This window comes from Alkalimonas sp. (genome assembly GCF_020831925.1).
Lineage (GTDB): Bacteria > Pseudomonadota > Gammaproteobacteria > Enterobacterales > Alteromonadaceae > Alkalimonas.
Genome location: NZ_JAFIFQ010000020.1, coordinates 1 through 22891 on the forward strand (window position 1 = coordinate 1; position 22891 = coordinate 22891).

Consider the following 22891-nt stretch of genomic DNA (forward strand, 5'->3'; position numbering starts at 1 on the left):
ACGATGCTTTCTCGCTCGACCGAAACCGCACCACCTTATCGGATGAACCCGGTAAAGATAAACTGAGCAGCAAAGCACTGGCGCTGCGTTCGGATTACAGTGGCGTCGTCGGCGCTGATCTGATGTGGCAACTGAGCTGGCTGTCGGCCGACTCGGACTACAGCTTTGATGAAGACTGGGCTTTTGTGGGGATCCGCCCGGGCTGGGAATATTCCGCTTTTGACCGTTATCAGCGCTCCCGTGAGCAGTGGACGCTGGATTATCGTCTGGTATCGGATGAGCAGGGCCGCATCACCGACAATACCGATTGGGTGCTCGGGTTTTATGTCAGTGGCCGGGAGCTGGATTTACAGCGGACGCGTCGCTCAGGCACCAGGCTGCGTACTTTTGATAATAAGCTGCAACGTGATAATGCAGCGGTGTATGGCGAAACCAGCACCGCGCTCTCGGAGCAGACCACCTTGGTGGTTGGTGGTCGGGTAGAGCGCTATAAAGACGATTACCGGGACAGTGGCAACTTGACGATTCAACAGCGGCATACCATGTGGGGCGGCAAGCTCAGCCTGAATTTCCAGGCCAGTGAGCAGGCGATGATTTATACGTTGTTGTCACGTGGTTACAAGGTGGGCGGCGTGAATGGCGAGGCACTATCCAGAGCGGGCGATGATGGCCTGGAAGCCTTGCTGCAACAAGCCACCTTCAAACCGGAAACTCTGGTGAATGCAGAGTTTGGTGTGAAAGGGGCTGCCATCGATGGCAGCCTGGTAACCCGGGTGGCGGTGTTCCATATGTGGCGTGACGATATGCAGGTCAAGGGTTGGTTGAACCCGGATCTGGGCCCTGAATTTGCCGGCTTTATCGACAATGCCGGTCGCGGCCGCAATTACGGTATTGAAATGGAAAACCGTGTGGTGCTGCATCCAAGCTTTACCCTGCATGTGAATGCCGGGGTGCTGAAATCCAAGTTAGGCCCTTATGTCACCCAGTCCGGTCTGGATATGACCGGTCGTGATCAGGCCCATGCACCGCGCCTGACCTACCAGCTGGCTGGTGACTGGTTCCTGAGTGAGCAACTGACGCTGCAGGCCAGTGTGCAAGGCAAAAGCGGTTTCTATTACTCCGACGGCCACAACGCCCGCTCGGCCAGTTCCGAGCTGGTGAATCTGCGTCTAAGCTATCAGCTGGAGCAATGGCAATTCGCGCTCTGGCTGCGTAATGCGCTGGATAAAGACAAAGCCGTGCGTGGTTTTTACTTTGGCAATGATCCACGCGATGAGTATGCGCCACACACCTATGAGCAGTGGGCTGAGCCACGCCGCTTTGGTGTGACCGCCAGCTACCAATTTTAACAGCGCACTCAGGAGACGATGATGAAACTTTCGGTTGAAATCAGCAAGTACCCACTGGCCGATGAGTACATTGGCCCAATCAAGGCCTTTATCGAACAACTGCAGCAAGAGCCACAGCTGCATATTATCACCAACACCATGAGCACCCAGCTGTTTGGTGACTACGATGCGGTGATGTCGGCATTGCAGCGCTGCATGAAATGGTCGTTTGAGCGCTACGGTAAACTGGTGTTTGTCTGCAAGTTTATTCCGGGTGATCTGCGGCCATGATGGCGGCTTTGCAGCAGTTCTGGCAAGAGTGGCAGCTGCTGACCAGTTTAGAGCTGGTAGCCATGCTGCTGGCGCTGGCTTACCTGCTGCTTGCCATGCGGCATAGTTTGTGGTGCTGGCCGGCGGCGCTGGTCAGTACACTGATCTACACCTACGTGATGTGGCAGCATCAGCTGTATTCAGAAACCCTGTTGCAGCTCTATTATGCTGCTATGGCTGTTTACGGGCTGGTGCATTGGCAGCAGCTGCAGCAACAACTGAAGCAGCCTAAAGCAATAAAGCCAGTGATTGAGTGGGGCTTGCGCCAGCATCTGAGTTGGATCAGCATTGCCGCGGGCAGCGGTCTTGTTCTGGGCTATTACATGGCCAACTATACCCAGGCCGACTTTGCCTGGCTGGATGCGCAAACCACCACTTTCAGCATCATGACTACCCTATTGGTGGTGCGTAAAGTGTTGTCGAACTGGCTGTATTGGGTGGTGATCGATGCGGTTTGCATCTATGTTTATTTTCAGAAAGGCCTGTACTTCACCACCGGCCTCTTTGTACTCTACACCTTCTTGGCAGTGATAGGATACCTGGCATGGCGCAGCCATTACCGGCAACAACAACATACCAGCGGGCAGGTGCTGCAGCCGGCCTGAGTAATGCTGAAGCAGAGCAACGCATTCGTCAGCTCTGCTTGCATCTGGAGTTTTTTGCCAGTCACCCCCCCATAGCCATGAAACCACTGTCGCAAGGTAGCACCAACTTAAGTTACTGGGTGAAAACCAAGCGCGGTGAATATGTGGTACGTCATTATGCGCCGGATGTTACCGGGGTTTGTCGTCAGCAAGAGCTGCGTTGCCAGCATGCTGCTGCTGTTGCAGGCCTGGCACCCCCGCCTTTGTGTTTGAACAATCATCAACAGGTATTGATTTCTGAATACTTGCCAGAGGGCAAGCCGCTGGCGTTATCATCATCGCTGCTTGCGGCTATGGCGACTCAGCTGGTGCGTTTGCATCGATTGCAAGTGCAAACCCCGGTGTTACAGCCTGGTCGCTATCTGCATGAGCTGAAATCTCATGCTAAAACAAGCTGGACATCAGCTAATGAGGAGTTATTCGCTGCATGCATGCAGGTTGTTGCCATGTTTGAGGACATGCCGCAGGATCTGGTGTTGTGCCACATGGACTTACACGCTGGCAATTTGCTTTGGCAAAAACAGCGAATTTGGTTGTTGGATTTTGAATATGCGCAGCTGGCGGACAGCAGCCTGGATCTGGCTTCGGTGCTGGAAAATTTTTCACTGAATGCCGAGCAAAGCGAGCAGTTGCTGCAGTTGTATTGTCAGCAGCGTAATGCGGCCTTATCAGCCGAGTGCTGGCAGGAAAAAGTGGCCGCTGCCAGGGTGCTGTATCAGGGGTTCTGCTGGCTGTGGTACCTTGCCTTACCTGAAGGAAAGACTGAGGCGGTGCAACACCAACAACGTTTGCAGTTTTTGCTGCACCGAGGGCAGACCGCCTCAGCACCCTAGTTGCACTAGAGACCGCCTAGCCGCTCAGCCAGGATTTTGTAACGCTCCACGTCTTCTTTTTTAAACAAGGGCTTACCTTGCTCATCTTTATCGGTGGTGACCAGTAGGTTTTCCCGTGCCAGGCGTTCAACCCGTATGTTTTGCACACCAAGAAACTCGGCCACTTCATCCACACTCATCAGGCTCATGCTGTTATCCTTACTCACTTTTATTGTCGTTTGTGCTAAGTAAAGCCTAAAACTGCTGATTTGTGAATCAAATTTTTTTGCGTTCAGCCTGTAACAACTGGTTACACCTAAGGTTGATAGAAAAGTGGCGCATCGACAGCAGGCATGATAATTTTTTGCTGCTAAAGCATAAGGACAGCATGATGAAACTTTTAACTACTTTACTTTGTGTTCCACTCAGTCTGACTACCGCCGTTTTTGCAGACAGCAAGGTAGCTCCTGTCGCCGAGTCGCGGCCTTTTACTGTGAGTTCACCTCATGGTGATCGGGTTGATCCTTACTATTGGCTGCGGGACGATTCGCGTAGCAGTCCGGAAGTGATTGCCTATCTGGAAGCTGAAAATGCCTATGCTCTGGCGCATCAGGCCTCTTATGCTGATCTGGTGGAGCAATTGACCGATGAATTGATCGGACGTTTGCAGCAGGATGACAGTTCTGTTCCGTTTGTGATGGGTGACTATCAGTACAGCACCCGCTTTGAAACAGGCAAAGAGTACCCAATTTATGTGCGTACGCCGGTCGCAGGTGGTGATGAGCAGATCCTGTTGGATGTGAATGTTTTGGCCGAAGGGCAGGATTATTTTCAGGTCGCCAATTGGTCGGTCAGTCCCGATCAGCAAAAACTGGCTTATATGGAAGATACCACCGGGCGGCGCCAGTATCAGCTGCGGGTGAAAGATTTGACCACAGGCGCCTTGCTGGATGACACCATGACTGGGTTGTCATCATCTCTGGCCTGGAGTGCCGATAGCCAGCATCTGTTTGTGGTGGAAAATGATCCTGTGACCTTGCTTAGTACCAAGGTCTATCGGCATAAGCTAGGTAGCCCGGTCGGTGAGCGTGCTCTGGTGTATCAGGAGCACGACAACAGCTTTTTTATGGGGGTTGGTAACACCCGCGATCGTAATTTCGTAGTGATTGGTGTGAGCAGCACAGTTTCCAATGAGATGCGGGTGCTGGATGCCAGTAAGCCGGATGGAGACTTTCAGCTGATAGCTCCACGCCAGCGTGATTTTAAATACTCGGTCGACCACCTTAATGGTCGCTGGATTATCAATACCGACTGGGATGCGCCCAATTACCGCCTGATGACAGTAGCGCACGATAAAATTGGCGATCGCACTAACTGGCAAGAGTTAATTGCCCATGATGAGCAGGTCTTCCTGGAAAGCTTTATTGCTTTTGAAAACTACCTGGCCATTAACGAACGCAGTGAAGGCTTGCGTCGTATCCGTCTGATCAATTGGGAAGACATGAATCAGCAACAGTTTCTGGCATCGGATGAACCTAGTTACGTGATGGGCTTTTCTGTGAACCCTGAGCAGAGCCAGCAGTGGCTGCGTTATACCTATACCTCACTGACCACACCAGCCAGTGTCTATGAAGTCCATATGAAGACCGGCGAGCGGCGTTTGCTAAAGCAAGATGAAGTGCTGGGCGGTTTCGACCAGGCCAATTACGTCACTGAACGGGTTTGGGTGCCGGTAGACGATGGAGTAAAAGTCCCGGTTAGTTTGTTGTATCGCAAAGGCTTTGAGCGTGATGGCTCCGCTCCCCTGTACCAGTTTGCCTATGGCTCTTATGGTATTTCGATGGATCCATTCTTTCGCTCCGGTATTTTGTCGCTGGTCGATAGAGGCTTTGTTTACGCCATTGCGCATATCCGTGGCGGACAGGAGATGGGTCGCCATTGGTATGAAGATGGTAAGCTGTTAAATAAAATCAACACCTTTAACGACTTCATTGCGGTGACCGATTATCTGGTAGAGCACAAGTACGCTGCACCGGATACCGTGATAGGGATGGGAGGCAGTGCTGGTGGCTTATTGATGGGAGCAGTTGCCAATATGGCCCCACAGAAGTATCTGGGGTTGGTAGCGCATGTGCCTTTTGTCGACGTGGTCACCACCATGCTGGATGAGAGCCTGCCACTGACCACCAATGAGTACGATGAGTGGGGCAATCCGAATGATAAAGTCTATTACGACTACATGCTGTCCTATTCGCCTTATGATCAGGTAAGCGAGCAGGCCTATCCAGCTTTGTTTGTCACAACAGGCTTTCATGACTCACAAGTGCAGTACTTTGAGCCGGCGAAATGGGTTGCTAAGCTGCGTACTGTCAATACTTCCGAAAAGCCAATCCTGTTCCGGACTACGATGGAAGCCGGGCACGGTGGTCGCTCAGGCCGTTTTGCCCGCTTGGGGCAGGTTGCTGAAGAGTATGGGTTTGTGCTGGACTTAGTGGAGCAGGCCCAATCGGCCCGCGATTAACTCGGCACATGACGGGTCGGGGTCTGAAACAGGCCCCGGCTCATGTCCACTAGTTCGTAATAGTTCGTTGCTATGCTCAGACGACAGCCATGCGCCAGGCCGTATTTTGAGACGGGCTCTGGTTAGGCTTCCTCAAAGCCGCTGCTAATCAGTTGCACCACCGCTTGTAAAGCGCGCTCGGCATCCTCACCTTCAGCGACAATCTCCAGTAATTTGCCTTTACTGCTTGCCAGCATTAACAAGGCCAAAACACTGCTGGCATCGGCAGATCTACCATCCTGAATCAGCGCTATCTTGCTTTGAAACTGCTGACACAGTTGCGCTAGCTTAGCTGCCGGCCGGGCATGCAGGCCCAGCGGGTTGACGATGGTGACTTCGGCGCTACACTTGGTCGTCATGAAGCGTGGCCATGGTGACGTACCAGCTCGCGGTGGCGAATTTGAATGTCGCTACGTTGTTCACGCAACAGGTCTGCCAGTTGTTCGGCGATAAATACTGAACGGTGTTGGCCACCAGTACAGCCAATAGCAATGGTTAGATAACTGCGGTTGTTTTTCTCGAGTTGTGGTAACCAATGGACCACAAATTGATGGATTTGTTGAATGTAATCTTGCACCACAGGCTTCGTTGCCAGGTACTGTTGTACTGGCTGATCCAGCCCGGTTTGCGGCTTGAGCTCCGGCTCCCAGTGCGGGTTGGGTAAAAAGCGTGCATCAAACACAAAATCAGCATCTTTAGGGATACCGTATTTAAAACCAAAGGATTCAAACAGAATCACCAGTCGACCAGATTGTTGGCCCAATAAACGCTCACGTATTTGATCCGCCAACTGGTAGACATTAAGCTCTGTGGTGTCGATGTAGAGATCGGCTCGACTAGCAATTGGATCGAGCAGTTGTTGTTCCCGCAAAATAGCATCGTCCAGCGACATGGCCTGGTGCGATAATGGATGCATGCGACGGGTTTCGCTAAAGCGTTTTATCAGGCTGTTGTGATCGGCATCCAGATAAAGGATGGTCAACTCCAGCTTACGCGGTAAGTAGGTCAGGATTTCTGCCAGTTCGTCCGGCTCTTCCGGTAAGTTGCGGACATCAATGCTGATGGCTACCCGCTCGTACTTACCCATCACGGCATTGGCGAGTGTAGGTAATAAATTAACGGGAATATTGTCAACACAATAATACCCAAGGTCTTCCAGTACCCGCAGGGCGACCGATTTGCCGGAGCCTGAACGGCCACTGACGACCAACAATTTCATCTAACGTTCCGCCTCTTGTTGAGCTGCCAGTAAAATTTGGTATAAATCATTGTCGGATGTAGCATGGCGAATTTTCCGGGTCAGCTCTTTTTTCGACAACAGGCGTGCAATGGATGCCAAGGTATTAAGATGCATCTGGCACTGGTTTTCCGGGATCAGGATAGCGCAGAAAATATCCACCGCCTGGTTGTCGATGGCATCAAACTGGATCGGATCTTTACTGACCACGAAGATCAAGACGGGCTGCTCAACATCTTTTAGTTTGCCATGGGGGATGGCAATGCCTCCACCTATGCCGGTTGAACCAAGTCGCTCCCGTGCCATCAGGGACTCCAGGATCACGTACTCTGACGTCTCAGGCAGCTGTTGGTGACCCAGTTCGGCGATGTACTCAAGAATGCGTTTTTTGCTGTTAAAAAGGACTGCACTTTTGGTGCAGTCCTGAGATAACATAGTGCTCAATGTAGTCATACTGGTCAGTGTCGTGCTAATTTCTCTTTGTGCTTAATGACTTGCCTATCCAATTTATCGATGAGCTGGTCAATGGCGGCATACATATTTTCACTTTCTGAAACGGCAAAAACTTCACCACCATTCAGGTTGAGCTTGGCTTCTGCAATCTGCTGTAATTTTTCCACGTTTAGCACCACATGTACATTGTTAATGTGCTCGAAGTGGCGCTCGAGTTTGGCAAACTTGTTATCCACGTAGTCTTTTAAGGCTGCGGTGATTTCAACATGACGACCGGTAAGATTGATTTGCATAGCCTGTTTCCTTCTGGTTAAGTACTCAAAGCAAGGTCTTGCGTTGATTTGACGGCGGGATCAGCAAGGCCTCACGGTACTTGGCAATGGTTCTGCGGGCAACATTGATGCCCTGGTCCGACAAAATTTCCACCATCTTACTGTCACTCAGTGGTTTTGCCGGGTTTTCCGCCGCCACTAACTTCTTAATGAGCGCCCGAATCGCGGTAGACGAGCACTCGCCACCATTCTCGGTGCTGACATGACTGGAGAAAAAGAATTTCAGCTCAAAAATACCCCGTGGTGTGTGCATGAATTTTTGCGTGGTCACCCTGGAAATGGTGGACTCATGCATTCCGACCATTTCGGCAACATCATTCAGTACCATGGGTTTCATCGCTTCTTCCCCGTGTTCAAAAAAGCCTTGCTGCTGTTGCACAATGCAATTGGCGACTTTCAGCAAGGTATCGTTTCTGCTCTCTATGCTTTTTAGAAACCACTTGGCTTCTTGCAAGTGTGAGCGAATAAACTGACTGTCCGCGCTATTCTTGGCGGTACGGCTCATGGCTGCGTAGTGTTGATTGATACGTATTTTGGGCATCGAATCCGGATTAAGTTCCACCAGCCAACGACCTTTTACTTTTTTGACCGTCACATCCGGAATAATGTAGCTTTGTTCTTCGCGGATAACGGTGGTACCAGGCCGTGGATTCAGGCTATGGATCAGCTTCATCGTATCACGCAACTCGTCTTCTTTGAGCCGGGTTAGCTTCATCAGGGTACGAAAATCGCGATTGGCCAGTAAGTCGGCATGCTGGCTAATCAGTTGTCTGGCTTCTGCCAGCATTGGTGTGGCGGGATCGAACTGGCGCAGCTGCACCAGCAAGGACTCCTGCACGCTGCGTGATCCAACGCCGATCGGGTCAAACAACTGTATACGCTTTAGCACCGCCTCAACTTCATCTGCCTCGATCTCATCCATGCCAAGCGACTCGAGGATATCTTCACAACCGATGGTTAAAAAGCCACTCTCATCGATGGCTTCAATGATGATTTCTGCAATAGCGCGGTCTGTATCGGAGAAAGGGGTTAGCTCCATCTGCCAACGCAGATAGCTTTGCAGGGTTTCACTGGTTTCCCCCTGGTAAGTCGTGTCTTCATCGCCATTGTAGCTGCCGGAGGTCACCGGAGCGGCGCTAACCAGATCATCCCAATGGTTATCCAGTGGTAAGTCGTCGCTGATGTCCTGGCTGGTCATGGCTTCGCCGGTATCTGGCTCGTAGGGCTCATCGGTACCGCTGTCATCAGCACTATCATCCGATGCCGCATTGGCTCGCTCGGCACTCAACTCGCCTAAGCCATGTTCGTCGCTGCCGTTCAGTTGCTCGTAATCCTCTTCGGCTTCAAGCAAGGGGTTGGCATCCAGTGCTTCCTGGATTTCCTGTTGCAACTCAATGGTCGACAGCTGGAGTAGCCGGATGGCCTGCTGCAGCTGAGGAGTCATGGTAAGTTGTTGGCCAAGACGAAGTTGCAAAGATGGCTTCATCGGTGTGTACTGTGCTCCTGCATAAAAATTGAAAGCCTGTCGTTATAACTATAGCCTGAATTGCTCACCTAGGTATACATCCCTGACTTGCTGATTGGCAAGAACATCCGCAGGTGTTCCCTTGGCAATCAGCTCACCATGACTCACTATGTAGGCGGTTTCACAGACATCAAGGGTTTCACGCACATTGTGGTCGGTAATCAGCACGCCGATACCCCGCTGACTTAAGTGTTGAATAATTTTCTTAATATCCAACACCGATATCGGGTCGACGCCAGCAAAGGGCTCATCCAGAAGGATAAAGCGTGGATCCGCTGCCAGCGCCCGGGCAATTTCGACCCGGCGGCGTTCGCCTCCTGACAGGCTCATGCCAAGGCTCTGACTAATATGGCCAATATGAAACTCTTCCAGCAGATCATCGGCGGTTTCTTCCTGTTGGGCTGCAGTCAGATCTTTACGGGTTTGCAAGATGGCCATCAGGTTGTCCCGTACGGTTAACTTGCGGAAAATCGAGCTTTCCTGAGGCAGATAACCAATACCGAGCCGGGCGCGCTGATGGATCGGCTGATCGGTTAAATCCTGCTCACCCAACTGGATCCGACCTTTGTCACTTGGAACCAGTCCAACAATCATGTAGAAGGTGGTGGTTTTGCCTGCACCATTGGGGCCTAGCAAACCGACAATTTGGCCGGCGTTGACTTCAAGGCTGACATCTTTCACCACCTGGCGGCCTTTGTAGCTTTTGGCCAGATGCGCTGCAGTTAATTTCATGGTTGCTGTTTCTCTTGCTTCTTCTCTGGCTGCGGCAAGGCCTCAGGCGCAAAAATGGTGCGGACACGGCCATTTTCTCCACGCTCTGCCTGCAGTTGCTGTGTTTCAATGTTGTACTCAATTCTGGCGGCTTGTACCAAACTGCCACTTTGTTTTAACTCTGCCGCACCGACCATGATCAAGATCCGGCTGGCCCGGTCGTAACGGATCTCATAGGCTTCCGCTTCGACCAGGGAGTTATCTTCCATCCGTTGACTGTAGGTTGCTGGTGAGCCGCTGGCAATAAAGATTTCCAGCCCTTTGCCAGCTGAACCATCGACCTCCAGCCGCTCGGCTCGGATGTTGAGGCTACCTTGCTGCACCAACACATTGCGCTCATAGACCACATTCGAGCTTTGCAAATCGGTGAAAAAGGCTTCGGAGTCGATGCTCAGTGGTTGTTGAAAATCCGGCAGGGTTGAAGCCAAAGCGGATGCTGTCAGCAGTAGAGCCGCCAACGCAATTTTAAGGTTCATGATGGTAATCCGTTCGTAAGTGATGTTCAATTTCAATCGTCTGCTGCACAATACTAGCACGCAAACCCCGGCCAAAGATGGTAAAGCCATCGCCAAAAATCTGCACATCCTCATCGGTAACAAATTGCTCTGAGGCTAACAGCATTTCAAGATAACTGGTTTGCACTCGATCAATCAAATCACCGCTGGCCAGATTTTGTAGTAGCACAGCGCCATCCAAAATCAGTTTGTCATCGGGATAGAGCACTGCTGTGTTGCTGGATGCTTGCCAGCTCAGGTTGTGCGTCCGATCCAGCAAGGTAAACACTGGCTGCTCCAGTTGGGTAAAGCCCAGCAAATCGTAATGTTCCATGCGGCTGGCTTGCATCAGCTCACTGAGTTGACCCTGTTCATCGTACACAATACGGGTTAACTGTTCAGCCACGAAGTCCGGGATCAGCTCACGCTCGGTCAAAGGCGCACTGGCTTCATCGCTGCGGTCATACCAATACCAGGCCACTGCCAGCAGAGCAAGCAGCAGTAACAGAGTGCTCCAGGGCTTCATGTGCTACTACCCTGGAACTGGTGAAAGGCATTGCGGCTCATTAGCAGTAAGTCCGCTGCTTCACGAACAGCACCAAAGCCGCCTGGGCAGGTGGTGACATAATGACTGTGCAGACGCAAATAAGGATGGGCATCCCGCACTGCGATGCTAAGTCCGACGTGTTGCATCACTTCCCAGTCACTCAGATCATCGCCAATATAGGCTACCTGCTCTGGTGTGAGCCGCTCTTTTTGAAGTATCTCGGCAAACGCAGGCTGTTTACGCTCTTGTCCCTGATAAATATGAGGCACCGTCAGTGATTGCATGCGGTGTTTGACGATCTCGGAATGCCGGCCGGTAATGATGGCTACCTCAACACCAGCTTTACGCAAGGCTTTGATACCATAACCATCCCGGGTATGAAACGCTTTCAGCTCTTCGCCATCATTGCCCAGATAGATACGGCCATCTGAGAAAACGCCATCGACATCGCAAATCAGCAACCGGACTTGCTGCGCTTGTTGCCAAAGGGTATGCGATACCTCCTGATAGCATTGCTTAAATAGTTGCTGCATATCAGAGCACTCCAGCTTTAAGTAAGTCGTGCATATTCATTGCTCCTACCGGGTGCTGGTGTTGATCCACAATGACCAGGCCATTTATTTTCCGCTGTTCCATCAGTTTCAGCGCCTCTGCTGCCAGCATCTGTGGCTGGGCGGTGATGCAGTTGCGTACCATCACGGCCGTAATCAGCGTATCGTGTATATCGTAGCGCTGGTCAAGAATACGGCGTAAATCACCATCGGTAAAAATGCCTTGCAGGGTACCGCTTTCATCCACCACTGTGGTCATGCCTAGGCCTTTGGCTGACATTTCCAGCAGCGCTGTTTTGATGGTGGCTGTGGTAGGCACCATCGGGATGGTGTTGCCGGTATGCATAACGTCCTCAAGACGAAGCAGCAGGCGCCGGCCGAGACTGCCTCCAGGATGCGACAGGGCAAAATCATCGGCAGAAAACCCCCTGGCGTTGAGCAGTGCGACAGCCATGGCATCTCCCATCGCCAGGGTGGCGGTGGTACTGGCGGTTGGTGCCAGGCCGAGCGGACAAGCTTCTTGCTCCACCTGCACACAAACATGCACGTCCGATAGCCGCGCCAGGGTTGAGGCCGGATTGCCACTCATGCCAATTAAATGCGCACCAATACGCTTGAGCACAGGAATAATGGTTAGCACTTCGCCGGTTTCACCGGAGTTGGAAATGGCAATCACCACATCGTCCTTGGTAATCATGCCCAAGTCACCATGACTGGCTTCACCCGGATGAACAAAAAAAGCCGGCGTACCGGTTGACGCAAAGGTAGCCGCTATTTTGTTGGCAATATGACCGGACTTGCCCATGCCAGAAACAATGACCCGCCCCGGGCTGTCCATAATTAACTGGCAGGCTTTATTGAAATCATCATTCACAAAGCGCGCTAGTTGCGAAATGGCGGTTGCTTCTATCTGCAACACCTGCAGCGCTTGTTGGGTAAAATCTATGGTCATGCTGTATCCATTAACTCTAACTGGAAAATAATAAGTACTGATAACCGATAAAAGCCATCAACAGTATGCAGCCTTCGACCCGATTAATGCGCCGAAGTTTGCCTAAACGTAAACTCATCAGTAATAAAGCCAGGGTCGCCGCCATCATCACGTAGCTGTCTCGGCCTGCAGCAGCAGCGTCGATTGCCCCTGGGGCAATGATGGTGCCAACGCCGAGCACCGCCAGAATATTAAAAATATTTGAACCAATGATGTTGCCAAGGGCTAAGTCATCCTCGCCTTTTAAAATACCAATAAGGCTGGCAGCCAGCTCAGGCAGGCTGGTGCCTATGGCAATGATGGTCAAGCCAATCAAGAGGTCGCTCATGCCAAAGTGGCTGGCAATGGTCACAGCCCCGTGCACCAGCAACTGTGAGCTGGCCAGCAACAGGGTCAGCCCAAGCACCAGCCAGGCAGTCGCTTGCCAGGTCGGGGTGGGGGGCGGTAACTCTGCCTGGTACTCAGTCAGCAAGGGATCGTCCGGTTGCGCATGCTTCCCCCAGTACACCATCAGCACCAAAAACAACACAAAACCACCCAAAAACAGAGCTCCTTCAGCTCGGGTTAAGCTTTGGTCGGCTAGAAACAGGTAGCCTAACAGGGTGACCAGGATCAGCAATGGAAATTCGCGTTTAATGGTCATGGAGGCTACAGCGATCGGTTTCAACAAGGCGGTGGCACCAATCACCAGCAAAATATTGGTAATGTTGGAACCAAGGGCGTTGCCGACGGCCGTATCGAGTCGTCCTTGCCAGGCGGCTGTGGCCGAGACCATGATTTCAGGGGCCGAAGAGCCCATTGCAACGATAGTCAGGCCAATGATCATTGGTGAAATGTTCAGATTGCGAGCTATGGAAGAGGCGCCGTAGACAAAGCGATCGGCACTCCAGATCAGTAGTACCAGGCCAACCAGAACGAAAATAGTGGCAACAAGCAGTGGAGACACCTGTGATTCCTTGTAAACAATGGATCCTGTTGGCGCATTTTCCCGTTTATTGACAGGAAAAGCAAAACTTAGTGCGCCTGGGAACGTTCTACTTTCTGCAACGACTTGTTACGAATAATAGCAAGGTGTTGTGGTGGTAATTTTGTTACAATTGATCCCTTACTCAAGCTTGGCCGGATCAGCGTGCTGGTCCTGTTGATTGAAATGATGTATCAGCACCGGTATAGTGCGCGGCTGCACCGATGCAGGCTCGCGAGCAATGGATGGAGAGAATTTTGTCCGATTTGATGGTGGATATTCAAAATCTGACATTCAGCCGTGGAGAACGGCTGATATACGATGGCATGAGCATGCAGGTTAAGCGTGGTCAGGTTACGGCTATCATGGGTCCCAGTGGCATTGGTAAAACCACCTTGCTGAAACTGATTGGTGGCCAGCTGAAACCGGAGCGCGGGGATATCCTGTACCAGGGGCGCTCCATTCCTAAAATGAGCCGGGCAGAACTGTACCAAACGCGTAAATCAATGAGCATGTTGTTTCAAAGTGGTGCCTTGTTCAGCGAAATGACAGTGTTTGACAATGTCGCTTTCCCTATTCGGGAACATACCAAGCTGCCGGAAACCCTGATTCGTACCATGGTGTTGATGAAGCTCGAGGCCGTCGGTTTGCGCGGAGCCAGGGATTTGATGCCATCCGAGCTGTCTGGAGGTATGGCTCGCCGGGCTGCTCTGGCAAGAGCCATCGCGTTGGATCCGCAGCTGATCATGTACGATGAGCCTTTTGCCGGTCAAGATCCCATTTCGATGGGTATCGTGGTCAAATTGATTCGTGAGCTCAACAATGCACTGGGGCTCACTTCTATCGTGGTTTCTCACGATGTTCCCGAAGTGATGAGTATTGCCGATTATGTTTACGTGGTGGCAGAGAAGCATGTGATTGGAGAAGGAACGCCGGAGCAACTCAGGCAGCATGCATCACCCTTGGTGCAGCAGTTCTTAAAAGGCGAAGCCGATGGGGCAGTGCCGTTTCACTTTAAAGCGGCGCCTTATGCCGATGAATTAATGGAGCTGTTGTAATGTTTGTAAACCGATTACAACGCCTGGGTGCCGATACCATACAAACCGTAGCAGGCTTAGGCCGGGCCACCTTGATGCTGATCGGTGCCGTCTTTGGCAAACCGGATGTTCGCAAAGGTTTTCCGCTGTTAATCAAACAGCTGTATGTGGTTGGGGTTTTATCGCTGCTGATTATCGTGGTGTCAGGTCTTTTTATTGGCATGGTCCTTGGATTGCAAGGCTATACGGTGTTGGTGAAGTTTGGGGCCGAAGGCATGCTGGGCCCCTTGGTGGCTCTGAGTTTGTTGCGTGAACTTGGCCCTGTAGTAACGGCTTTGCTATTCGCTGGCCGGGCAGGCAGTGCCTTAACGGCTGAGATTGGCTTGATGAAAGCCACCGAGCAAATTTCCAGCATGGAAATGATGGCGGTGGATCCATTGCGGCGTATTATTGCGCCCCGCTTCTGGGCTGGTGTGATCAGTATGCCCTTGCTGGCTGTAGTCTTTACTGCGGTCGGGATTTTGGGAGGGCATTTAGTCGGTGTCGATTGGTTGGGTGTGGATGCAGGAAGTTACTGGTCCGCCATGCAGGCCAATGTCGATCTGTATCAGGATGTTTTCAATGGCATCATCAAAAGTATTGTGTTTGCTTTTGTGGTGATGGCAATCGCTTTGCACAAGGGTTTCGATGCGGTGCCGACATCCGAAGGCATTGCTAAGGCGACTACGGAAACCGTAGTTACTGCATCGCTGGCAGTGCTGGCGTTCGATTTTGTATTAACCGCATTAATGTTTGGTGGATAAGATGAACACACGGAAAATTGAAATTGCTGTTGGCTGTTTTGTCGCTATCGCGATAGGGGCATTTTTGATCCTGGCGTTGAAAGTGGCCAACACGGGTTTTGCCGGTTCAGGCGAAACCTATACCTTGTACGCCGACTTTGAAAACATTGGTGGTTTAAAAGCCCGCTCGCCGATCAAAGTAGGTGGCGTTGTAGTTGGCCGAGTCGCTTCCATTGAGCTGGATAAAACCTATTATACCCCGCGGGTGCGGTTAGAAATATCTAAGCAATACGATAACTTTCCGGAAACCAGTTCTGTGGTGATTCTGACCTCAGGGCTGCTGGGCGAGCAGTATCTGGGCATTCAGCCTGGTTTTATCGATGAAACCGTGCATATCCTGCAAGATGGGGATGTGATTGAAGATACGCGTTCAGCCATGGTGCTGGAAGAGTTAATTGGTCAATTTCTTTTTAACCGGAATTAATCATGAATATAGTGAAAACAATGGGCCAACTGCTGTTGGCTGCAAGCTTGGTAATCAGTGCTAACGTTCAGGCTGAAGTAGAGCGCTTCACCGATCCTTATCAGATGATTTCAGTGGTGGCAGATCATGCCTTTAGCCGACTGGCACAGGAAAAAGACAACATTAAAGAAAATCCGGAACTGTTGCGTACCATGGTGCATGAAGAATTGTTGCCATACATCGATGTGCGGTATGCTGCGTTTCGGGTGATTGGCAATCACATTCGCAGTACCACGGAAGAAGAGCGTGATGCCTTTGTCGCCGCTTTTCAGGAATACATGATTTCCACCTATGCTGGTACTTTTACGCTGTACCGGGATCAGCGGGTGATTGTGGAGCCTGGTCAGGATGTTGGCAATCGTCGGGTGGCGACAGTACGGACCCGAGTGATTGATCCCGGCAAACCCGATATCACCATCGAATTCAAATTGATTCGCCATCGGGATAGCGAGTACTGGCAGGTATTTGACATGGTGGCTGAAGGTATTTCTTTATTGGACAGCAAACGGGCAGAACTGGGCGGTATGATTCGTCAGCAAGGTTTGGCGCGGGTCACCGAGTTATTGCAAGAGCGTGCCAAGCTGCCGATTGAACTGGCCGAACCTGAGGAGTAAGCTGTGCTGAACATAGAGCAGCAGCAACAGCGGCTGATTTTCAGCGGCGTGCTGGACAGAAATACGCTGCTGGCATTTTGGCCTTTTCGCCTGCTGAACAGTTTGTCGGGTGATGTGGTATTCGATTTAAGTCAGTTGCAATCGATCGATACTGCAGGACTTGCCTGGCTCTTAAAGCAATTAGCACTTGCCAGGCAGGCCGGCTTGGTGGTTCAATTGCAGCATGTTCCAGAGCAAATGCGCTCACTGGCGAAAGTCAGCGATGTGTTGGAGCTCTTGCCTATCAGTGACTAATGCCGGGAATTCATGGATATTCAACAAATAGAACAAATTCTGCAGGAACAATTGCAGCTAACTGAAGTCAAAGTCAGCGCTGATGGTTCACACTACTCGGTGCGGGCAGTTGGTGACTGCTTTGCCGATGTAAGCCGGGTGCGGCAGCAGCAAATGATTTATGGCCCTTTGATGGCAGCCATCCAGGATGGCAGTATTCATGCGGTGTCCATTCGAACCTTTACCCCAGCGCAATGGCGTAGAGAAAAATTACTTAACTCATCGATGTAATCACTTATGCAGCAATTTCTTGTGACCGGTGGTGCTGAACTGCGTGGCGAGGTAACCATTTCCGGTGCCAAGAACGCAGCACTGCCTATACTTTTTGCCAGTATTCTGTCTCATGATCAGGTCATTATTGATAACGTACCTGAACTGAAAGACATTGATACCACCTTCCAATTATTGCGTCAGTTTGGCGCAACCGTCGAGCGTGCTGGACACCAGGTGCAGATCCACGCCGGTGCGATAAACAGCTACAAAGCCTCGTACGATTTGGTCAAGACCATGCGGGCCTCTATTCTGGCACTTGGTCCTTTGCTCAGCCGTTTTGGTGAGGCCGAAGTGTCTTTACCCGGTGGTTGTGCCATCGGTGCTCGCCCGGTCAATTTACACATTGACGGCTTACGTAAAATGGGTGCTGAAATCACGGTGGAGAATGGCTACATCAAAGCTCGCTCAAGCCGCTTGAAAGGCGCCCACATTGTGATGGATATGGTCAGTGTTACCGGCACTGAGAACCTGATGGCTGCGGCCGTACTGGCCAGTGGTACTACTACCATTGAAAATGCCGCCCGCGAGCCAGAAGTCACCGATTTAGCCAACTTTTTAATCGCCTTGGGTGCCCGTATAGAAGGGGCTGGTACGGATACCATCCGTATCGAGGGGATTGAACGTTTGGGCGGTGGTCAGTATCGCGTATTGCCCGATCGGATTGAAACCGGAACCTTTCTGGTTGCCGCCGCGGTCACAGGTGGCGATGTGACCTGTCGCAATACACAGCCTGGCGAGTTGGAAGTGGTGCTGGATAAGCTGCGTGAAGCAGGCGCTGATATCAGCACAGGCCCGGATTGGATCCGGCTCAATATGGCTGGCCGTACTTTAAAAGCCGTTCAGGTCAAGACAGTGCCTCACCCTGGCTTTCCGACCGACATGCAGGCTCAGTTCACTGTGTTGAATGTGGTGGCGCAAGGGGTTGGTACGGTCACGGAAACCATTTTTGAAAACCGCTTTATGCATGTGCCTGAGTTGCAGCGTATGGGGGCACGCATCCAGTTGGAAGGTAACACCGCGGTGTGCCAGCATACCGAGCATCTAACCGCAGCACAGGTGATGGCGACCGATCTGCGCGCATCTGCCAGTTTGGTAATTGCGGGTCTTGTTGCGAAAGGCACTACCGTGGTGGATCGAATTTACCACATAGATCGTGGCTACGAGCAGATTGAGCATAAGTTAGCTGGTCTAGGAGCTCATATTGAGCGGGTTGGTTAAACCCGCCAATGTCGCGCAGTGTGTGGTGATGCTTTGGCAGGGAGTTAACGAAACTCCCGAATCAGGGTAGGCACCACCATTCGCTCATTGTTGCGCTTGATGGTGAGCTGAACCACAGTATCAGGCGGGGTCTCGGCAATCACATTCAGTGCATGCTGGGTACTGCGCAACGGTTTGCCATCAATTTCCAGTAAAATATCGTTGACCTGAAGCCCGGCCTCAGCCGCTGGGCTGTGCGGGCTGATGGATGTTAGTTGCACGCCATACAGGGTTTGGCCGGTGGAGATTAGCCGATCGCCAGCCGCATTGATGACAGGCTCTCCATTAACGCCGAGATGTCCGCGGATCACCCGGCCATGCTGGATCAGCTTTTCCATGACCCGGTAAGCCAATTGGTAAGGCACTGCGAAGAAGATCCCTTGTACATCCTGACTTTGACGTTGGAAGGTGCCGGCATTAATCCCAACCAAAGTGCCGTTGCTGTTGACCAGAGCGCCGCCGGAATTGCCGGCATTAATGGCCGCATCCATCCGCATAAAATCGATATAACCGCGTGAGCTCAGGCCATCGTTGCCATTAGCACTGATAATGCCCTGAGTAATGGTTTGGCCAAGGTTCAGCGGGTTGCCTATGGCGAGCACGACATCCCCCACCTGAGGCTGTAACTCAGGATCCTGCGGGATGGCTGGCAGGTTGTCAGCCTCCACATACAAAAGTGCTAAGTCGGTAATTTCATCATGACCTATCAGCAGTGCTTCAAGCCAGCGACCATCTTGTAGCGCCACTTCGATATGATCAGCGCCATAAACCACATGGTGATTGGTTAAGATGTAGCCTTGCGAGCTCATAATCACGCCAGAGCCGAGCTCCTGTCGCTCTATGGTTCGCGCCCGGAGTGAACGTGGGTGGCTGATGGTGGTGCGGGTATAAACATTCACCACCGAAGGTGCTGCCAACCGAACGGCACGGGCATAAGAGACGGGCGCTGCCTTTTGCACCGCATCATTTGAGGTATGGCTGGGCCAGGGGAAGCGTAGCTGCTCTGGAAACAGCAGCAATAGAATCAGCGCCAGCGCAAGGCCGTAAGCTACACTTCGCAGTAAAAATAACAGAATCTTGAGCACTGACATCGGTTTAGCCAACGAGAGAATCTGTTAAGGATACCATTATTTACAGAAAAGCAGTAGCGGGCTAACGCTACTGCTTTGCACATTACCGATTATGGAAGCGGTGTTAGCGGATCAAAACATACAGGGTCTGATTGCCGCGCTGGATATTCAGGGCGACAACGCCGCGCTGCTCTTGCAAAGCTTTGCGTAGCTCGGCCAGGTTATGGATGCGCTGGCGGTTGACTCCGATGATCACATCGCCTTTTTCAAGACCAAGCCGCGCGGCTGGGGCGCTTCGCTCCAACTCACTGATCAATACACCGGCTTTACCATCCTGGGTTTGATCGTTCAATAAGGTGGCGCCTTCAAGCATAGGGTGAATGACATTAGCCGCGACCTGGGCTTGCTCCGCCCGACGAAGTGTGACGTCGACATCCATGGTGCGGCCATCACGCAGGATGGATAAGCGTACCTCACGGCCAGCGCCTAAAGTCGCGATCTTGGCTCTGAGCTCGCGGAAGTTAATGATACGATTGCCATTCATGCCAACAATGACATCACCGGAGCGCAGACCGGCCTCGGCTGCCGCTGAGTCTGGTACTACTTCATTAACAAAAGCACCTTGGGTGACAGACAAGTTCATGGCTTCGGTTAGCTCGGAGGTCACATCAATACCACGGATCCCGAGACTGCCACGGCGGATTTCACCAAACTCAATCATTTGATCGACTAAATTTTTCATCATATTGGATGGGATCGCAAACCCAATGCCGACATTGCCGCCATGCGGCCCCAAAATGGCGGTATTAATACCTATCAGCTCGCCGCGTAAATTGACCAGAGCCCCACCCGAGTTGCCGCTGTTAATAGCCGCATCGGTCTGGATAAAGTCTTCGTAGCCTTCCATACCCAGATTACCGCGGCCAAGGGCACTGACAATGCCTGAGGTAACCGTTTGTCCAAGCCCAAAAGGGTTACCGATGGCAATGGCAAAATCACCGACTCTTAGGCGATCCGAATCGGCAATTGGCAAGGCGACCAGATTGTCAGCCTCGATTTGCAGCAAAGCGATATCGCTCTCAGGATCTTCACCAATTTTCTTGGCAGCAAAGGTGCGACCATCCTGCAGGTTAATAATAATATCTGAGGCATCCCGTATCACATGGGCATTGGTGACGATATAACCTTGCTTGGCATCAATAATAACGCCCGAGCCTAAACCACGAAAAGGGCGTTCTTCACGGAATTCTCCAGGCGCTCTTGGACCAAAAAAGTGGCGAAAAGCGTCCGGCATGCGTTGGCGTACTTCACGGCTACCCTGCACCGAAATATTGACCACGGCAGGGGTGGCTTGCTCCAGCATCGGAGCCAAGGTAGGGGTTTCGCCCTGACTGAGCTGACTTAACGGAAGGTTTGCCTGTGCCAGCCCAACAGTTAAAAACAGGCTGGCAAGCAGGCCACTAACAGTAAGGATGTTTTTTTTCATACACGCAGATCTCCATCTAACACGCTGAGCATAAAATTTATGATTCAGAATGCTGCTAAAGACGCTCAGCGTTCAAAAAAGTTCATCGGTATCGGGTGAGATATCATCCAGAAACGTTGTTTCTGGATGATGTCCGCCTGGCTTTAAGCTGACGCAGGCTTTTTCGCGCTCTCTTTTAAAAGGCCACTGGCACCGCCGGCATAATCTTTCGGTTGCTCAAAGGACTCAGAAAAGGTTGGTTTGCGTTCGTCCAGCTGGTGGATAGACTGGCGGATCTGGTTGGCGGTATCGGACGACAAATAGGATATTGGTTCCGACTTCTTTTCCAGCATCGGTTTTTCCACCAGCTCCATCTTACTTTGTTGCAGGTGACTGGCAATTTTGCCATAGTTTTGCTGCAACTGAGTTATCAGCTGATTGGTGGTTTCCAGGTGGTTGGAGACATCCGCCCGGTATTTTTTCAGTTGCTCCCGCGTGTCGGTCAGTTCTTGTTGTAACTGGCTCTGATTGTGTTGCCGCAGGGCAAGAAACCATGCCACCAGACCTCCACAAACAAAGCCAACTGCCAGCCATACTAAAGTCATTGTTAGGGTCATATTTGCTCCTGCATTAACATCAAACGATTCCTCAATAAGTGTAACCGATTTTTTCAGTTAGAGTGGTAAGGCATGTTAAGATATCACCCTTGGTTTAATTGTGGCTGAACAGCCTTCTTTCAAGTAGAGCCATTATGCCCTCACCACAGGAAAAATATCAGCAAGATTTGCAACGTGTTGATTTTCAGCCGGATGCTGCCCAGGCAGAGGCAGTCCGTCACTTACAACGTTTGTACGATGATCTGCTGCAACAGCAACGCCGTCCGCTGGGGTTGTGGCAGCGTTTACTTGGCAAAAAACCGGAGCAGCCTGTTATTGGCTTGTACTTCTGGGGCGGTGTAGGCCGTGGTAAGACTTATCTGGTGGATACTTTTTATGAATGCCTACCAGTGCAACGCAAAATGCGGGTGCACTTTCACCGCTTTATGCATCGGGTACATGAAGAGCTAAAAAGCCTGAATAATCAAGCTAATCCACTGGAAATCGTGGCCGATCGCTTCAAACAACAAGCGGATATTATTTGTTTTGATGAGTTCTTCGTGTCGGATATTACCGATGCAATGTTGCTTGGTACCCTCATGCAGGCCCTGTTTAGTCGTGGCATTACTCTGGTCGCTACATCGAACATTGAACCCGATGGTTTGTACCGCAACGGTTTGCAGCGAGCGCGTTTTTTACCTGCCATAGAGCTTATTAAACAACATACGGTGGTGGTGAATGTCGACAGCGGCATTGACTACCGGCTGCGCACTTTAGAGCAAGCTGAAATTTATCATGCCCCGCTTGATCAGCAGGCTGAATTAAATCTGGCGCAGTACTTCCAGGCGTTATCGGATGAGCCAAGGCAGCAGGATGTGGCGATTGAAGTAGCGAACCGGCAGATCCAGGCCAGGCATGAAGCTGATGGTGTTGTTTGGTTTGGTTTTCGTGAACTGTGCGAGAGTGCCCGCAGTCAATACGATTACATGGAGCTTAGCCGTTGCTACCACACGGTACTGGTATCCGGGGTGAAGGTGATGGGCCAGCACAACGATGATGTGGCGCGTCGCTTTATTGCGCTGGTCGATGAATTTTACGAACGCAATGTCACCTTGATTTTATCGGCCGAAGCTGAGCTTGAGGCCTTGTATCAGGGCGGCTTACTCAGTTTTGAATTCAAACGCTGCATCAGCCGTTTGCAGGAAATGCAGTCGCACGAGTACCTGGCGCGGGCTCATTTGCCGTAGCGAAGAAAAAAATTGATATTTTTTAACCAGAAGGGCTGATCTTTTGCTGCAGATACATTATAATGCGCGCCCGGCCTACGTTACAGCCTCTACTGCCCTTTAGCCAGGCAGTAATTGTACTCGAAGGGGTACGGTCACGATACACGCAATAGCCC

Annotated in this window: 28 protein-coding genes; 13 read left to right on the top strand and 15 right to left on the bottom strand. The window is 51.5% G+C overall.

Features of this window, described 5'->3' with window-relative positions:
- The 4 genes from JJU14_RS08010 to JJU14_RS08025 form a co-directional block, all read left to right on the top strand.
- Positions 1 to 1349: TonB-dependent receptor (locus JJU14_RS08010; RefSeq protein WP_228612359.1), on the top strand; the 1349-nt coding region annotated here is incomplete at its 5' end.
- A gap of 21 nt (positions 1350 to 1370) precedes the next feature.
- A complete protein-coding gene (locus tag JJU14_RS08015; protein WP_228612362.1) occupies positions 1371 to 1619 on the top strand; it encodes a hypothetical protein in 249 nt (82 codons plus the stop codon).
- Complete coding sequence (pnuC, locus tag JJU14_RS08020; RefSeq protein ID WP_228612364.1) at positions 1616 to 2263, top strand: nicotinamide riboside transporter PnuC; 648 nt, start codon at positions 1616 to 1618, stop codon at positions 2261 to 2263. Before JJU14_RS08015 ends, pnuC begins: the two co-directional genes overlap by 4 nt.
- Complete coding sequence (locus JJU14_RS08025) at positions 2203 to 3135, top strand: phosphotransferase (RefSeq protein ID WP_228612366.1); 933 nt, start codon at positions 2203 to 2205, stop codon at positions 3133 to 3135. Before pnuC ends, JJU14_RS08025 begins: the two co-directional genes overlap by 61 nt.
- A 5-nt stretch (positions 3136 to 3140) precedes the next feature.
- On the opposite strand, the gene JJU14_RS08030 is transcribed toward JJU14_RS08025, so the two are convergent.
- Entirely contained in the window at positions 3141 to 3323 is a 183-nt protein-coding gene (locus JJU14_RS08030; RefSeq protein ID WP_228612368.1) for a helix-turn-helix domain-containing protein, read from the bottom strand.
- A 182-nt stretch (positions 3324 to 3505) separates the two neighbouring features.
- Between JJU14_RS08030 and JJU14_RS08035 the strand changes: the two genes are divergently transcribed.
- A complete protein-coding gene (locus JJU14_RS08035; protein WP_228612370.1) occupies positions 3506 to 5635 on the top strand; it encodes a S9 family peptidase in 2130 nt (709 codons plus the stop codon).
- Between the two features lie 122 nt (positions 5636 to 5757).
- Here the strand turns inward: JJU14_RS08035 and JJU14_RS08040 are convergent, their stop codons facing one another.
- Genes JJU14_RS08040 through JJU14_RS08090 form a run of 11 tightly spaced genes read right to left on the bottom strand, consistent with a single transcriptional unit; the run spans position 5758 to position 13521 of the window.
- Positions 5758 to 6033, bottom strand: a complete 276-nt coding sequence (locus tag JJU14_RS08040; RefSeq protein WP_228612372.1) for an HPr family phosphocarrier protein — start codon at positions 6031 to 6033, stop codon at positions 5758 to 5760.
- Entirely contained in the window at positions 6030 to 6893 is an 864-nt protein-coding gene (rapZ, locus tag JJU14_RS08045) for an RNase adapter RapZ (RefSeq protein ID WP_228612374.1), read from the bottom strand. Before rapZ ends, JJU14_RS08040 begins: the two co-directional genes overlap by 4 nt.
- Positions 6894 to 7364, bottom strand: coding sequence for a PTS IIA-like nitrogen regulatory protein PtsN (ptsN, locus tag JJU14_RS08050; protein WP_228612376.1), 471 nt, complete (start codon positions 7362 to 7364; stop codon positions 6894 to 6896).
- Between the two features lie 5 nt (positions 7365 to 7369).
- The gene (hpf, locus tag JJU14_RS08055; protein WP_228612378.1) at positions 7370 to 7657 is read right to left on the bottom strand and encodes a ribosome hibernation promoting factor; all 288 of its coding nucleotides are present in this window, start codon (positions 7655 to 7657) and stop codon (positions 7370 to 7372) included.
- 25 nt (positions 7658 to 7682) lie between these two features.
- Positions 7683 to 9182, bottom strand: a complete 1500-nt coding sequence (locus JJU14_RS08060) for an RNA polymerase factor sigma-54 (RefSeq protein WP_228612380.1) — start codon at positions 9180 to 9182, stop codon at positions 7683 to 7685.
- Positions 9183 to 9230: 48 nt separating this feature from the next.
- Positions 9231 to 9953 (bottom strand): LPS export ABC transporter ATP-binding protein, encoded by a 723-nt coding sequence (gene lptB, locus JJU14_RS08065; RefSeq protein ID WP_091339267.1) that lies wholly within the window; start codon positions 9951 to 9953, stop codon positions 9231 to 9233.
- Positions 9950 to 10468, bottom strand: coding sequence for a lipopolysaccharide transport periplasmic protein LptA (gene lptA, locus JJU14_RS08070; RefSeq protein ID WP_228612382.1), 519 nt, complete (start codon positions 10466 to 10468; stop codon positions 9950 to 9952). The genes lptB and lptA overlap by 4 nt, the downstream gene beginning before the upstream one ends.
- Positions 10458 to 11012: an LPS export ABC transporter periplasmic protein LptC gene (lptC, locus tag JJU14_RS08075; protein ID WP_228612384.1), complete on the bottom strand. Its 555-nt coding sequence runs from the start codon at positions 11010 to 11012 to the stop codon at positions 10458 to 10460. Before lptC ends, lptA begins: the two co-directional genes overlap by 11 nt.
- A complete protein-coding gene (gene kdsC, locus JJU14_RS08080; RefSeq protein ID WP_228612386.1) occupies positions 11009 to 11566 on the bottom strand; it encodes a 3-deoxy-manno-octulosonate-8-phosphatase KdsC in 558 nt (185 codons plus the stop codon). Before kdsC ends, lptC begins: the two co-directional genes overlap by 4 nt.
- A 1-nt stretch (position 11567) precedes the next feature.
- On the bottom strand, positions 11568 to 12536 hold the full coding sequence (locus tag JJU14_RS08085) for a KpsF/GutQ family sugar-phosphate isomerase (RefSeq protein ID WP_228612388.1): 969 nt from the start codon (positions 12534 to 12536) through the stop codon (positions 11568 to 11570).
- 16 nt (positions 12537 to 12552) lie between these two features.
- Positions 12553 to 13521: a calcium/sodium antiporter gene (locus JJU14_RS08090; RefSeq protein ID WP_228612390.1), complete on the bottom strand. Its 969-nt coding sequence runs from the start codon at positions 13519 to 13521 to the stop codon at positions 12553 to 12555.
- A gap of 263 nt (positions 13522 to 13784) precedes the next feature.
- Here JJU14_RS08090 and mlaF point away from each other — a divergent pair, with 263 nt between their 5' ends.
- The 7 genes from mlaF to murA are packed head-to-tail and all read left to right on the top strand — an operon-like array spanning position 13785 to position 18319.
- Complete coding sequence (mlaF, locus tag JJU14_RS08095) at positions 13785 to 14597, top strand: phospholipid ABC transporter ATP-binding protein MlaF (protein ID WP_228612462.1); 813 nt, start codon at positions 13785 to 13787, stop codon at positions 14595 to 14597.
- Entirely contained in the window at positions 14597 to 15379 is a 783-nt protein-coding gene (gene mlaE / locus JJU14_RS08100; RefSeq protein ID WP_228612392.1) for a lipid asymmetry maintenance ABC transporter permease subunit MlaE, read from the top strand. The genes mlaF and mlaE overlap by 1 nt, the downstream gene beginning before the upstream one ends.
- 1 nt (position 15380) lies before the next feature.
- Positions 15381 to 15842, top strand: a complete 462-nt coding sequence (mlaD, locus tag JJU14_RS08105) for an outer membrane lipid asymmetry maintenance protein MlaD (protein WP_228612394.1) — start codon at positions 15381 to 15383, stop codon at positions 15840 to 15842.
- Between the two features lie 2 nt (positions 15843 to 15844).
- Positions 15845 to 16495 (top strand): ABC transporter substrate-binding protein, encoded by a 651-nt coding sequence (locus JJU14_RS08110; RefSeq protein WP_228612396.1) that lies wholly within the window; start codon positions 15845 to 15847, stop codon positions 16493 to 16495.
- A 3-nt stretch (positions 16496 to 16498) separates the two neighbouring features.
- Positions 16499 to 16789, top strand: a complete 291-nt coding sequence (locus JJU14_RS08115; RefSeq protein ID WP_228612398.1) for an STAS domain-containing protein — start codon at positions 16499 to 16501, stop codon at positions 16787 to 16789.
- A 12-nt stretch (positions 16790 to 16801) separates the two neighbouring features.
- On the top strand, positions 16802 to 17059 hold the full coding sequence (locus JJU14_RS08120; protein WP_228612400.1) for a BolA/IbaG family iron-sulfur metabolism protein: 258 nt from the start codon (positions 16802 to 16804) through the stop codon (positions 17057 to 17059).
- Positions 17060 to 17065: 6 nt separating this feature from the next.
- Positions 17066 to 18319, top strand: coding sequence for a UDP-N-acetylglucosamine 1-carboxyvinyltransferase (gene murA, locus JJU14_RS08125; RefSeq protein WP_228612402.1), 1254 nt, complete (start codon positions 17066 to 17068; stop codon positions 18317 to 18319).
- 44 nt (positions 18320 to 18363) lie between these two features.
- Here the strand turns inward: murA and JJU14_RS08130 are convergent, their stop codons facing one another.
- The 3 genes from JJU14_RS08130 to JJU14_RS08140 form a co-directional block, all read right to left on the bottom strand.
- A complete protein-coding gene (locus JJU14_RS08130; RefSeq protein ID WP_228612465.1) occupies positions 18364 to 19443 on the bottom strand; it encodes a trypsin-like peptidase domain-containing protein in 1080 nt (359 codons plus the stop codon).
- 109 nt (positions 19444 to 19552) lie between these two features.
- Positions 19553 to 20914 (bottom strand): Do family serine endopeptidase, encoded by a 1362-nt coding sequence (locus JJU14_RS08135; protein ID WP_228612404.1) that lies wholly within the window; start codon positions 20912 to 20914, stop codon positions 19553 to 19555.
- Between the two features lie 143 nt (positions 20915 to 21057).
- Positions 21058 to 21510 carry a YhcB family protein gene (locus JJU14_RS08140; protein WP_228612406.1) on the bottom strand — a complete coding sequence of 151 codons (453 nt, stop codon included), beginning with the start codon at positions 21508 to 21510 and terminating at the stop codon, positions 21058 to 21060.
- Between the two features lie 134 nt (positions 21511 to 21644).
- Between JJU14_RS08140 and zapE the strand changes: the two genes are divergently transcribed.
- Positions 21645 to 22736, top strand: a complete 1092-nt coding sequence (gene zapE, locus JJU14_RS08145) for a cell division protein ZapE (protein WP_228612408.1) — start codon at positions 21645 to 21647, stop codon at positions 22734 to 22736.
- Positions 22737 to 22891: the final 155 nt, after the last annotated feature.